A 12080-nucleotide genomic window follows, 5' to 3' on the forward strand; every position below is an offset into this window, starting at 1 on the left:
TCAGAATCCCTGGTCGGCCGTCAGCGCCTCGCGCCGGGACAGGCGCGGCAGCCGGAAGGTGGCCAGGTAGACGGCCAGGGCGATGGCCGCCCCGACATAGAACGTCAGGTCACCCAGCTGGGGGTTCGCCGCGGCGATGGGGCCGGTGTAGAGGCCGGAGATCCAGAACGGGGTGGAGCCGAGCACGCCCGCTGCCCAGGCGACGAAGCCCCATTCGAACTTCCGCGACTTGTCGAAGAGCTCGCGCAGTCCGCGCTCGCTGCGGCGCCGGCCGAGGACGTAGTCGCAGACCAGGACCATGACGTAGGGGCCGACGAAGTAGGCCGTGAGGTTCAGGAACACGGTGAAGCCGTCGTTGAACCCCGTCTGGCCCCACAGGGCCACCAGGTAGGAGGCGGCGCAGATGAAGACGACGGCGGTGTGCCGCTTCACGGGAACGCCCATGGTCTGGATCGAGATGGCCCCGCCGTAGACGTTCAGGAAGTTCTGCGTGAAGGAGGACAGCGCCACGATGCCCATGCCGACGATGGCCCAGGGACCCATCAGTTCCTTGAGCGCGCCGATGGCGTCGTCCGTGGTGGCCGTGGCCCCGAGCAGGACGCCCAGGATGCCCATCCAGGAGAGCGTCGTGAAGTTGCCGAGCATCGTGAAGACGCCGGCACCGCGGCGGTTGGCCGGGGTGTTCGGCAGGTAGCGGGAGTAGTCCGAGGCGAAGGGCATCCAGGCGATGATGAAGGACATGAAGTAGCCGAAGAAGATGATCCACCCGCCCAGGCCGGCGAACCCCGGGGCCGAGGTGTTGACGGTGTTCACGACCTCGCCCTTCGCCAGGGCGACGACGGTGATGAAGATGAATCCGGCGAAGAGGATGATCGACAGGACGCGCTGCAGGAAGTGGATGAGGTTGTACCCCATCACGGCGACGCCCAGCTGCAGCAGCATCAGGATCAATGCCGAGGCCCAGAACGGCATGCCCGAGAGCAGGGCGATGGCCTGCCCGCCCAGGATGACGGTGACGGCGGCCCACCCGATGCCGGCGAAGACGTTCACGTAGGCCACCGGCAGGAGGTTGCCGATGAACCCCAGGGGACCGCGAGCCTGCATCTGCTGCGGGACGCCCAGGCGGACGCCCATGCCCGAGAGGTAGCCCATCACGCTGGCGGCGATCAGGCCCGCCGCCAGGATGGCCAGCGCCGCCGACCAGAACGGCAGCCCGAAGTAGGTGGCGCTGAATCCCAGGACGACGATCGGGAAGTTCATGCCGGCGGCAAACCACAGGAAGAACTGCGAAGCCGGCTTGCCGTGGCGTTCGACGTCGGGGATGTGTTCGATGCCGTAGGGCTCGATCTTGGTCAGGCTGTTGCGGTAGCCCCGGTCCTGGGCGATGGAGTCCTCGGACACCGGCGCGACCTTCTGCTGCTTGATGGTGGTCATGGGAGTTCCTTGCTGCCCGCCGGAAGCGGATCGTGGGTGGTTTCGCGTTCCCGGGCCGGGGTCGGCGGGAACGGTGTGCCGTGGGGACGGTAGGCGGCGAATTCGGGGTCGCGCCGCAGTTCGGAGATCAGGGAGATGCCGAGCAGGGCGACGATGATCGTGAAGGGCAGGGCGGAGAGCATGGCGGCCTGCTGGAGCGCCGTCAAGCCGCCGACCAGCAGCAGCACGATGGCGCAGATGCCGGTGATCGCTCCCCAGACGGTCAGGACGGGCTTGGTCGGCTGGAGCGATCCGCGTGAGGACAGCATGCTGAGCACGAACGTGTTGGCGTCGGCACCGGAGATGAAGAACAGCGCGACCAGGATGATGGTGATGACCGCCGTGATGTTCAGCAGCGGCAGGCCCTCGAGCATGGCGAAGAAGGCGTTGTTCAGGTTGTCCGTGGTCTTGGCCGCAATGTCCGCGCCACCCATCTCCATGTTGATGGCCGTGCCGCCGAAGATCGTGAACCAGGCGAAGAAGACCAGGCTGGGGATCCCCAGGACGCCGGCGACGAACTGCCGGATGGTGCGTCCGCGCGAGATCTTGGCCAGGAAGACGCCGACGAAGGCACCCCAGCTCAGCCACCAGGCCATCATGAAGTACGTCCACCACTGCATCCACTGGAGGTCATCGGCGGAGCTGGGGGTGATCAGGCTGGTCGCGAAGAAGTCAGAGGCGTACTGTCCGACGGACCGGAAGAAGAGGTTGGAGATGAAGTTCGTGGGACCGGCGAAGAGCACGTAAACGGCCATGGCGGCGGACAGGCCCATGGTCACCTGGCTGATGTACTTGATGCCGCGGTTCACCCCCGACAGGGCCGAGAGCGTGAACAGCACGGTGATGACGGCGATGATGACGATCTGCACGACCAGGCCCGAGGGCATCCCGAAGACCCGCCCCATGCCTTCGTCGATCTGCGCGGCTCCGAGTCCCAGGGACGTCGTCGTGCCGAACAGGGTGGCGATGATCGCGATGATGTCGATGGCCTTGCCGCCCCAACCGTCCACGAATCGCCCCAGCACGGGGCGGAGCATCGGGGATATCAGGCCTGGCCGGTTCTTGCGGTGGGTGGAGTAGGCGATGGCCAGGCCGAAGATCCCGAAGACCGCCCATGCGTGGGGTCCCCAGTCGAAGAAGCTGAACTGAAGCGCCATCACCGCCGCGTCCATGGTGCCGGCCTCCGCGAGGCCATGGGGAGGTGCCATGAAGTGGGAGATCGGTTCGGCGACACCGTAGCTGATCAGCCCGATGCCCATGACAGCCGAGAGGATCATCGCCAGCCATGCCCAGGTACTGTGCTCGGGCCGAGCGTCGTCTGAACCGAGCCGGATGCCCCCGAAACGGCTGAAGGCCAGATACACCATCAACAGGATGCACAGCAGGGTGACCAACAGGTAGCTCCAGCCGATGGAGGCCGCCACCCAGTCCATGGCCGCGGTCATCGCCGCGCCCAGGCCGGAGGGCGAGATGGCTGCCCAGAGGACGAACCCGGCGATGAGGGCCACGGAGCCCCAGAACACCGAGCCGACACCGCCCGGGCGGGTGCCGCGGTTGGCGCCGCTTCGCGGCGGTCGGACGGACGGGTCTTCCACGGGGGACGGTAGTTGCTGTACCACGGAGGGTCTCCGATTCTGCTTCATTGCACGGTGTGGGGCCGCCGGCCCGGAGGGCTCGGCCGGTGGTGGTGGCACCGTCGGGGACAGACGGGGCCGCCGGGGGCGGGGCGTGGCGGCCCCGGCCCCGGAGCTGCCGGTCGATCAGAGGGGGCTGAGCTGGTCGCCGTCGTAGAAGCGGCCGGCCTTGTAGACCATGGGTTCGTTGTCGCTGACCTCGGCATGGCGGACCCGGCACACGAAGATCGTGTGGGTCTTGGCCTGGAAGCGCTCGCGGATCTCGGCTTCGATCGAGGCAGAGGAGCCATCGATGAGCGGGCTCCCGTCCGGGCCGGCATGCCAGTCGATCTCGGCGAACTTGTCGGCCGCCTTGGACGCGAATGTCCCGACGGTGTCCTTCTGGTTGTTGGCGATGATGTTGATGCCCAGGTGGGTGGAGGCGAAGAGGGCGGGGTAGGTCGAGGACGTCTTCTGCACGCACACCATCACCAACGGGGGTTCCAGCGAGATGGAGGCGTAGGCGTTCACCGCCAGGCCCTTCGGCGTCTCGCCCTCGCGCGTGGTCACGACGGTGACGCCGGTGACGAACTGGCGGTTGAAGGTCTTCATGACCTCCGGGTCGGGTTCTCCGGACATGGTGTCGACGACGACCTTCTGCTCGCCGTCGGCCGCGGCTTCGGCTGCCAGGGCGTCGCCGAGGTGGCGCACTCCGAGGGAGTTCAGCAGTTCCCCGCCGTCCCAGGTCACGGTCTCGGAGGCGATCTTGCCGTTCGAGAGGGTGAGGTAATTGGAGCCACGGGTGCTGACGCTGCGGCCCGTGGGGGGAACACCCAGGAATGGACGCGTGTGCGTGCCCGTGCTGCTCCAGAAGATGGCGCCGTGGTCGCCGTCGAGGATCACGGAATCGATCGTGGTCTTCAGGTCCGGAAAGCCCTCCCGGATGGCGCGGATCTCTGCCTTGAAGGCCACGAGGTCGGCACCCTTGCCACTGCCCTTGCTGATGCGCACGTAGTCGTCGGTGACGAGCGCGTCGAGGGCGGCGACATTGCCGTCATCCCATGCTGCCCGCCAAGCCTCGGTCAGGAAAGTATTGAAAGTCTGTTGCATGCTAGAGACCGTAATCCAGATCACTGATGTATGCAATACTCGCCTCAAAATTTAATGAAATCTCAGAGAATTGCCGCCAAGTACCCGAGATAGCGACGAATGCTTGACCACGTAATGCATGCAACGTAGTCTTTCTTGCATGCAACAGCTATCAACCCTCGTCGACGACGATCCACGCGACCTCGCCGAGCCCACCCTGCTGGAGAAGGTCCGCGGATTGGTCCTCGGCGGCGAGTACCTGCCCGGGTCCCCGCTGTCGGAGGTTTTCCTGGCCCAGCACTTCGAGGTCAGCCGCACCCCCATCAGGGAAGCGCTCAAGCAGTTGCAGCACGAGGGCCTGATCGAGATCCGCCCCAAGGTCGGCACGTTCGTCCGCGAAGCGACCCGCCGTGAGATCGTCGAGATGTTCCAGCTCAAGGAAAGCTTCGAGGGCATGGCGGCGGGCCTGTTGGCCCGCCGGGGCATGGTCCCCGAACTCGACGTGCTGCAGCGCAACATCAACGAATCCGATGCAGCCGCCGAGCATGACGACACGGCACGGTATGCCGAACTCGTCCACGAGTTCCACTGGACGCTCATCCGGGCCGCCGACAACACCAAACTCGTCGAGCACTACCAGCGCCTGATGAACCAGCTGGCCTACCACCGGCTGGTCCTCAAGACCGTCGAGCGGCCAGGCCGAATCCATGCATCCACCGACGAGCACCGGACCGTGCTGGAGATGATCCGTGCGAAGGACGCCTTCGGCGCGGAATCCACGATGCGCAACCACGTCTACGCATCGGCACGCGAAGTCCTCACCGATACACGCACCACGCACGGGCAAGACCAGGTCCACTAGCGACTCCGGGACGGGCCACCGCCCGCGACCCACCACCACCACGACGCGCAGCGAAGCGCGCCAACCGAAAGGAGCCATCATGCGCTTTTCCGTCTTCCACGGCCTCGGAGCCCCCGGCGACATCGAGAACTACAACCAGCACATGAAGGATGCCCGCGAGTACGCCATCACGGCCGAGAAGTACGGCTTCTGGTCCACCTGGTACACCGAGCACCATTTCGGACACGAGGGCCAGGAACTGACCCCGAACCCGATCCTCATGGGAGTGGACATCGCCGCCCGCACCAGCACGATCCGCATCGGACAGGCCGCCTCCATCGTGACGTTCTGGCACCCGCTGCGCCTGGCCGAGGACTTGGCCCTGCTCGACCAGCTCTCCGACGGCCGGCTCGAGGTCGGTGTTGGGCGCGGCCTGTACGGGCGGGAGGCCCTGAACTTGAATCCGGCCGCCGACCCGCGCGATCAGGAACAGAACCGCAAGCTCTTCGCCGAGACCATGGAGATCCTGGACAAGGCATGGAACAACAAGTTCTTCAGCCACCAGGGGGACTTCTACCAGTTCCCCGCCCCCGGCGTGAAATGGAACCATCCGCTCTCCCCCGCCACCTCGGAATTCACCAATGAGGATGGCGAGATCACGAAGATGGCCCTGGTTCCCCGCCCCTACCAGCAGAACGGCCCGGGGCTGTGGCAGGTCATCGACAGCCCGCGCTCGATCGTCAGCGCCGCGGAGGCCGGCGTGCAGGGCATCTTCTGGCTCCCCCCGGTTTCCGCACTGAAGGGCCGCTTCGAGCTCTACCGGGAGCACGCCTCCCAGGCACAGGGCCGCGAGGTCCCGCTCGGCGAGGGCGTTGCCCTGGTGCGCGACGTCTATGTCGCCGACACCATGGAGCAGGCACGCGAGGAGTTCGAGGAAGCAGTGATGAACACGTACCGGTGGATCACCCACTGGCGTGGGCTGAGCAACCTCATGGAGGAAGGCGAGGAGCTCACCGACGCTCACCAGCTGGACTTCGACATGCTCATGGACCGCAACATGCTCGTGGGCACCCCGGAGTACGTGACCGAGAAGATCAAGGAGCTCGAACGCGAAGTCGGGATGGAGCACATGATGCTCTGGACCACCCACCCGGGTCTCAAGCACGAGCACGCCATGCGCAGCCTGCAGCTGTTCTCCGAGAAAGTGATGCCCCACTTTGCCTAGGCCAGACACTACCGGCGCGGTCGATGCCGGCATCCGCAAGATCGTCTACTACCAGGAGGAGGTCATGCAGGAGAACGGACAGGCGCCGGCTGTACCGGCGCTGCGGGCCACGGCAGCCGCCGTCGTCTCCAATCCCTGGCTGGGTTCCGGCCCAGCGGCAGACTTGGCCGAAGCAGCCGAACGCGTTGCCCCGCGCATCGCCCAGCTGCTCACCGACCGGCTCAAGGCCGGACTCGGCGGGGCCAGCCAGATCGAGGCCTTCGGCAAGGCGGCGATCGTGGGCACGGCCGGGGAGATCGAACATGCCGGGGCGTTGATCCACACCCCATACTTCGGCAACCTGGTCCGCGAGTTCCTCGAAGGCACGTCGATCATCTCCTTCGCCGACGACCGCGCCGATGCCGGCACGTCGATCGTCGTGCCCATGTGGCACAAGGAGCACGCAGCGACCCGCAGCCACTACCAGACCGTGGCGGCGCGCGTCCCCGACGCCCCGCGCGCCGGGGAGATCGTGGTCATCGCCGCCGCCTCCACCGGACCCCGCCCCCACGCCCGTATCGGCGACCGGACGACCGACCGCGCCGTCACCTCCAACGTCCTGCAAGGAGCATCATCATGAACGTCCGCAAGATCATCACCCTGCTCGAGGAAACCGTGACCGAGGGCGGCCGCCCCGTCGAGCCCGCCGCTCGCGTCGCGGTGGTTGCCGCCGTCATCGAGAACCCCTGGGCCGGCCAGGGCTTCGTGGACGACCTTGGCCCGGGCATCGACGCCACCGCCTCGGACCTGGGTGCGCTGCTGGCCCCCCGCGTCATCGAGGCGCTGGGCAGCCCCGTCGAAGCCTATGGAAAGGCTGCCATCGTCGGCTTGGAAGGCGAGATCGAACACGGTTCGGCGCTGATCCACACGCTGAAGTTCGGTGACCATTTCCGCCGGGCGGCCGACGCGACGACCCTGCTGCCGGCGGTGGAAAAGCGCGCCGGGGCGGGCACGGTCTTCGACATCCCGCTGAAGCACAAGACCGATGCCACCATCCGTTCGCACCACCAGAGCATCGAGGTACGCATCCCCGACGCGCCGCACCCCGGCGAGATCCTGGTGGCACTGGCCGCCTCCGCGCAGGGGCGCCCGCAGCAGCGCCTGGCGTCGCTGTCGACCGAACAGTAGCCGGTGGCCATGCGCACTCCCATCGTCCTGCTGCACGGCGTCGGGCTCGACCACACCATGTGGGGACCGTTCACCCGTGCGGCAGGACATCTGACCGACCGGCCCGTGGCGGCCATCGACCTTCCCGGGCACGGGGGCCAACCGCCCCTGTCCCGGGCGACCACCCTGGCGGAACTGGCCGAGGACGTCCTGGCCCGGATCCCGGATCGTTCCCACCTGGTCGGCTTCAGCCTCGGTGCGCTCATCGCACAGCATGTGGCCCGCTTCCACCCGGAACGGGCGGCGTCGCTGACCAGCGTCTCCTCGGTCTGCCGGCGGACGGCGTCCGAGGCCGCCGCAGTGGCCAGCCGGTTGGAGATGGGGGCCCGGGACTTCCCGGCGAGCGTCGAGGCGTCCATCGAGCGGTGGTACCCGAACGGCTCCGGAGTGGGGCCGGAATGGGTGGAAGCCACCCGGGCCACGCTCCGCGCGAACGACGTCACCTCCTACCTGCACGCCTATCGGGTCTTCGCCACTGGGGATGCTGACATCGGACCGGAGCTGGGAAACATCCGCGTCCCGGCCTTCGCCGTCACCGGCGAACTCGATCCGGGATCCACCCCCGAGATGACCCGCCGGTTGGGCGAGGCCATCCCGGGCTCGCGCACCGCCGTCGTTCCCGGGGCACGGCACATGCTTCCCGTCCAGGAAGCCGACGAACTCGCCCGGCTCGTCACCGGGTTCATCGACGAATCGACAGGAGCAACGAATGCCTGAGCAGTTTGGCCATTTCATCAACGGCGCCTCCGTGGCCCCGTCCAGTGGCGAGTACTTCACGAGCACGAACCCGGCGACGCTCGAACCCCTCTACGAGGCAGCCCGCGGCAACGCCGCGGACGTCGAATCCGCTGCACAGGCAGCCCAGGCCGCCTTCGAGAACCCCGCGTGGCGCAACCTCAGTGCCACCAAGCGCGGCCACCTGCTGCGCCGTCTCGGTGACCTGGTCGGGGAGAACGCCGAGGAACTGGCCCGTCTGGAGAGCCTGGACAACGGCAAGCTGCTGCGCGAGATGCGGGGGCAGCTGGCCTCGGTTCCCGAGTACTACTACTACTATGCCGGCCTGGCCGACAAGGTCCAGGGCAGCCAGATCCCGGCGAACTCGCCGCTGATCCTCAACTACACCCAGCGCGAGGCGCTCGGCGTGGTCGGCGCCATCACCCCCTGGAACTCGCCGCTGACCCTGACGACCTCCAAGCTGGCCCCGGCCCTGGCCGCCGGGAACACGCTGGTCATCAAACCCTCCGAATACACCTCCCGCACGGTCCTGCGCCTGGCCGAACTGGCAACCGAGGCCGGGTTCCCGGATGGCGTCATCAACGTCGTCACCGGGTTCGGAGCCGAAGCCGGTGCAGCCCTGGTCGAGCACCCCGCGATCGCAAAGATCTCCTTCACCGGGTCCACCGCGACCGGCTCGTCCATCGCAGCCTCGGCCGCCGCCCGATTCATCGGCTGCACGCTCGAGCTCGGTGGCAAGAGCCCGAACATCGTGTTCGGCGACGCCAACGTCTCCAACGCCGCCATGGGCGTCGTCGCGGGCATCTTCGCCGCAGCGGGCCAGACGTGCATTGCCGGCAGCCGTGTCTTCGCCCATCGCTCGGTCTACGACGAGTTGCTGGAGAAGGTCGCCCAGCGCGCCCAGTCCATCGTGATCGGCGATCCGCTGGACGAGGCGACCGAACTCGGCCCGCTGGCCTTCGCTGCCCAGCACCAGAAGGTTTCCTCCTACGTGGATCTCGGGCTTTCCGAAGGCGCGAATCTGGTCACCGGCGGTGGGCGTCCCCCAGTCGACCTGCCCGGCTACTTCTACGAACCGACCGTGCTCACCGACGTGGACAACTCGATGCGGGTGGTCCGCGAGGAGATCTTCGGGCCGGTGGCCGCCATCATGCCCTTCGACACCGAGGACGAGGTGCTGGCCCTGGCCAACGACACCAACTACGGGCTCGCTGCCGGTGTCTGGACGAACAACCTGGCCCGGGCCCACCGGATGGCCTCCCGCCTGGAGGCAGGCACCATCTGGGTCAACACCTACCGGGCCATGTCCCCGATGTCGCCGCGGCAGGGCTTCAAGTCCTCCGGTGTCGGCATCGAGCATGGGCTGGAGTCGATGAACGAGTACACGCGGCTGAAGAGCGTGTGGATCAACACCGACGAGGGCCCCGTGTCGGACCCGTTCGTGATGAGGGGCTGAGCATGCCGTTGATCGAAGTGTCCATTGCCGAGGGCCGGTCTCCGCAGCAGTTGCGGTCGCTGGTGTCCGCGCTGCACCGGGCCGCCGAGGAGTCCGTCGGCGCCGTACCCGACAACACCACGGTCATCATCCGCGAAATCCCGACGACGCACTGGTCCCGGGGTGACGTGACGATCGCCGAGCGGTAGGCCACAGGCCACCACCCCCAGACAGGACGACGCCGGAACCCGGGTTCCGGCGTCGTCCTGTCATGCTCTGCCTACTCGGTGCTGCGGAAGGTGACGATGTGGGCCGCGATGGTCCAGCCGGTCCCGGTGTAGCCGGAGGCCTGCCGCTCGGAGACGATGGTGAAGAGCGTGTCCGCCCCATGCACGTAGGCCTCCTCCACCAAGGCGGCGAGCACGGCGCGGCCGAAGGCGGGACCGGTTTCCGGGTGGTGGGTCTTGAGGGAACCGATGACGGCGACGCCGTTCTCGACGCGGATACGGCCACTGGCGACCGGGCGCCCGAACTCGGTGGCCTCCACCACCTCGTACAGATCCATCGGTGCCTCCTCCAGTCCGCCGTTCTCCGGCAATGCCGTGGAGGTTTCGAGACCGGCGGTGGATGCCATGAGCAGGACCGCACGTTTGACGGGAACGAGCCCGACCGGGGCGGCCTCGTCGAGGAGGTCCTCCGCCTGGTCGGCCACCAGGGTCAGCATCGCCCCGGGGTGGGAGCGCACCTGGTCCGCCACGCGGGGGATGTCGTCACCGGGCCAACCCAGAATGTACTCGGCAGGGGCGTGCCAGCCGATGGTCCGCACACCTGCCCCGTCCACCGTGGTTTCGCGATCCCGGACCGCCGCCCAGGCTGCGGCCCAGTCCTGGAGGGTTGCCAGCCATGTGCCCACTGCTCGTCCTCCTGCTTGTTCTGCTCCTTCGAGGATACGACGGTATGGTGCCAGCGCCGAGCCCTGCGGGCCCCACCGCGGGGACGCGCTGGATGCGCGTCCCAGCAGGCTCCGCTAGGACTTGATCTTGGTGGAGACCTCGCGCTCCTCGAGGCCAACGGCCTCCCTCAGCTCCTTGGCATCCTTTGCGTGTTCGTTGTCCTGCATCAGGTCGCTCAAGGCATCGGCGACGGCATTGAGCTTGTGCTGGATCGCCTGGTCCGACCGCGTCTGGGTGTTCTGCAGTAGCGCGACCAGCAGGAACGTGACGATGGTGGTGATGGTATTGATGATCAGCTGCCAGGTGTCGATGTCCTGGAGGACGAAGAAGGAGGGAGCCCAGACGACGACGATGACGACGCAGCAGCAAAAGAACCACGCACGGGATGCGACCAGCGACGCGCCGTCGGCGAAACGGTCGAACATCCCCACCCGGGAGGACGCGTCACTGGGCATGATCGGTTTCTGGGACAAGTCATTTCCTTTCCACGGTTCGCTTCCAGCTCCAGCGTTTGTTTGAAGGCAGCCGCCTAGGTAGACCGGATTCCGGACCGCGTCAGCTCTTTGCGTCATCGCCCCGGGACGGGCCACGGCGGCTTTGCGTCGTTGCCGTTCACCGCGCGGACAACCCGTCCAGCTTGCGGCGCAACCGGTGGTTATCGGCCTCCAGTTCGAGGATCAGTCGGACACCGGCCAGGTTTACCCCCTCGTCGAGCAGGGCAATGATGCGGTGAAGCACCTGGACGTCCTCCTCGCTGTAACGCCGCGTCCCCCCGGGGGTACGTTCGGGTTCCAGCAGCCCCTTGCGCTCATACAGGCGCAGGTTCTGCTGCCCCGTGCCGGTGAGCTCGGCGACGACGGCAATGCCGTAGATGCCCTTGTTCGACGACAGTCGTGCCATCCGATCGGTCCTCCCAGGAATTTTCCGTGCGACCCCTTTACGGGACCACGACCCAATGCTATAAAAAATCTGTACCCGTCGATACAGGTAATCGGTTGGTACGGACAACAAAAGCAAACGATCTGTGAGGGAGTGAGAAGACCATGCTGATGCGCACCGACCCCTTCCGTGAGCTCGACCGGCTCACACAACAGGTCCTGGGGACGACCGCGCGGCCGGCAGCGATGCCGATGGACGCCTGGCAGCAGGAACATGAATTCGTCGTCGAATTCGACCTTCCCGGCGTCACACCGGATTCGGTGGACCTCGACGTGGAGGGCAATGCCCTGACGGTCCGGGCGGAACGACCGGACCGGACGGCGGAAAACATCGAGCTGGTGGTCTCGGAGCGCCCGCGGGGCGTCTTCAGCCGCCAGTTGATCCTCGGTGAGGCCCTGGACACGGAAGGCATCCAGGCCACGTACGACGCCGGCGTGCTGACCGTGCGGATCCCCATCGCCGAGAAGGCCAAACCGCGCAAGATCCAGATCGAGACCGGCGAATCCCAGCAGCAGGAGATCAACGCCTAGGCCGATCACCCCAGCAGCCGAGGCGGCGCCCGTGGGGCCGG

The 12080-nt window shown here is 66.9% G+C and carries 14 protein-coding genes; 8 read left to right on the top strand and 6 right to left on the bottom strand.

All coding sequences use genetic code 11. From position 1 onward, the window contains the following. From AB8M85_RS10415 to AB8M85_RS10425, 3 genes are all read right to left on the bottom strand, one after another. On the bottom strand, positions 1–1434 hold the full coding sequence (locus AB8M85_RS10415; RefSeq protein WP_372698745.1) for a cytosine permease: 1434 nt from the start codon (positions 1432–1434) through the stop codon (positions 1–3). After that, entirely contained in the window at positions 1431–3116 is a 1686-nt protein-coding gene (locus tag AB8M85_RS10420; protein WP_372698746.1) for a BCCT family transporter, read from the bottom strand. Before AB8M85_RS10420 ends, AB8M85_RS10415 begins: the two co-directional genes overlap by 4 nt. A 117-nt stretch (positions 3117–3233) precedes the next feature. Continuing rightward, a complete protein-coding gene (locus AB8M85_RS10425) occupies positions 3234–4196 on the bottom strand; it encodes a flavin reductase (protein ID WP_372698747.1) in 963 nt (320 codons plus the stop codon). A 139-nt stretch (positions 4197–4335) separates the two neighbouring features. Between AB8M85_RS10425 and AB8M85_RS10430 the strand changes: the two genes are divergently transcribed. The 7 genes from AB8M85_RS10430 to AB8M85_RS10460 all read left to right on the top strand — a co-directional run bounded on the left by AB8M85_RS10430 (position 4336) and on the right by AB8M85_RS10460 (position 9826). Then, positions 4336–5037: a GntR family transcriptional regulator gene (locus AB8M85_RS10430; protein ID WP_372698748.1), complete on the top strand. Its 702-nt coding sequence runs from the start codon at positions 4336–4338 to the stop codon at positions 5035–5037. 79 nt (positions 5038–5116) lie between these two features. Beyond that, entirely contained in the window at positions 5117–6241 is a 1125-nt protein-coding gene (locus AB8M85_RS10435; RefSeq protein WP_372698749.1) for an LLM class flavin-dependent oxidoreductase, read from the top strand. Further along, on the top strand, positions 6234–6860 hold the full coding sequence (locus AB8M85_RS10440) for an amino acid synthesis family protein (protein ID WP_372698750.1): 627 nt from the start codon (positions 6234–6236) through the stop codon (positions 6858–6860). The genes AB8M85_RS10435 and AB8M85_RS10440 overlap by 8 nt, the downstream gene beginning before the upstream one ends. Then, positions 6857–7408 (top strand): amino acid synthesis family protein, encoded by a 552-nt coding sequence (locus AB8M85_RS10445; protein ID WP_372698751.1) that lies wholly within the window; start codon positions 6857–6859, stop codon positions 7406–7408. The genes AB8M85_RS10440 and AB8M85_RS10445 overlap by 4 nt, the downstream gene beginning before the upstream one ends. 9 nt (positions 7409–7417) lie before the next feature. Continuing rightward, positions 7418–8164, top strand: a complete 747-nt coding sequence (locus AB8M85_RS10450; RefSeq protein ID WP_372698752.1) for an alpha/beta fold hydrolase — start codon at positions 7418–7420, stop codon at positions 8162–8164. Continuing rightward, entirely contained in the window at positions 8157–9638 is a 1482-nt protein-coding gene (locus AB8M85_RS10455; protein ID WP_372698753.1) for an aldehyde dehydrogenase, read from the top strand. The genes AB8M85_RS10450 and AB8M85_RS10455 overlap by 8 nt, the downstream gene beginning before the upstream one ends. Positions 9639–9640: 2 nt before the next feature. After that, the gene (locus AB8M85_RS10460; RefSeq protein WP_372698754.1) at positions 9641–9826 is read left to right on the top strand and encodes a 4-oxalocrotonate tautomerase family protein; all 186 of its coding nucleotides are present in this window, start codon (positions 9641–9643) and stop codon (positions 9824–9826) included. A gap of 71 nt (positions 9827–9897) precedes the next feature. Here AB8M85_RS10460 and AB8M85_RS10465 read toward each other — a convergent pair whose 3' ends face one another. The 3 genes from AB8M85_RS10465 to AB8M85_RS10475 form a co-directional block, all read right to left on the bottom strand. After that, positions 9898–10530 carry a hypothetical protein gene (locus AB8M85_RS10465; RefSeq protein WP_372698755.1) on the bottom strand — a complete coding sequence of 211 codons (633 nt, stop codon included), beginning with the start codon at positions 10528–10530 and terminating at the stop codon, positions 9898–9900. Between the two features lie 114 nt (positions 10531–10644). Next, the gene (locus AB8M85_RS10470; RefSeq protein ID WP_372698756.1) at positions 10645–11043 is read right to left on the bottom strand and encodes a low affinity iron permease family protein; all 399 of its coding nucleotides are present in this window, start codon (positions 11041–11043) and stop codon (positions 10645–10647) included. A 139-nt stretch (positions 11044–11182) separates the two neighbouring features. Continuing rightward, a complete protein-coding gene (locus AB8M85_RS10475; protein WP_372698757.1) occupies positions 11183–11470 on the bottom strand; it encodes a MerR family transcriptional regulator in 288 nt (95 codons plus the stop codon). Positions 11471–11613: 143 nt separating this feature from the next. Here AB8M85_RS10475 and AB8M85_RS10480 point away from each other — a divergent pair, with 143 nt between their 5' ends. Further along, entirely contained in the window at positions 11614–12039 is a 426-nt protein-coding gene (locus tag AB8M85_RS10480) for an Hsp20/alpha crystallin family protein (protein ID WP_372698758.1), read from the top strand. The last annotated feature ends 41 nt before the right edge of the window (positions 12040–12080 follow it).

This window comes from Arthrobacter sp. JSM 101049 (assembly GCF_041679245.1).
Taxonomy (GTDB): Bacteria; Actinomycetota; Actinomycetes; order Actinomycetales; family Micrococcaceae; genus Arthrobacter_H.

Coding starts and splice junctions, on each gene's coding strand:
- AB8M85_RS10415 (WP_372698745.1), bottom strand. CDS start 1,434: ATGACCACCATCAAGCAGCAGAAGGTCGCGCCGGTGTCCGAGGACTCC.
- AB8M85_RS10420 (WP_372698746.1), bottom strand. CDS start 3,116: ATGAAGCAGAATCGGAGACCCTCCGTGGTACAGCAACTACCGTCCCCC.
- AB8M85_RS10425 (WP_372698747.1), bottom strand. CDS start 4,196: ATGCAACAGACTTTCAATACTTTCCTGACCGAGGCTTGGCGGGCAGCA.
- AB8M85_RS10430 (WP_372698748.1), top strand. CDS start 4,336: ATGCAACAGCTATCAACCCTCGTCGACGACGATCCACGCGACCTCGCC.
- AB8M85_RS10435 (WP_372698749.1), top strand. CDS start 5,117: ATGCGCTTTTCCGTCTTCCACGGCCTCGGAGCCCCCGGCGACATCGAG.
- AB8M85_RS10445 (WP_372698751.1), top strand. CDS start 6,857: ATGAACGTCCGCAAGATCATCACCCTGCTCGAGGAAACCGTGACCGAG.
- AB8M85_RS10450 (WP_372698752.1), top strand. CDS start 7,418: ATGCGCACTCCCATCGTCCTGCTGCACGGCGTCGGGCTCGACCACACC.
- AB8M85_RS10455 (WP_372698753.1), top strand. CDS start 8,157: ATGCCTGAGCAGTTTGGCCATTTCATCAACGGCGCCTCCGTGGCCCCG.
- AB8M85_RS10460 (WP_372698754.1), top strand. CDS start 9,641: ATGCCGTTGATCGAAGTGTCCATTGCCGAGGGCCGGTCTCCGCAGCAG.
- AB8M85_RS10475 (WP_372698757.1), bottom strand. CDS start 11,470: ATGGCACGACTGTCGTCGAACAAGGGCATCTACGGCATTGCCGTCGTC.
- AB8M85_RS10480 (WP_372698758.1), top strand. CDS start 11,614: ATGCTGATGCGCACCGACCCCTTCCGTGAGCTCGACCGGCTCACACAA.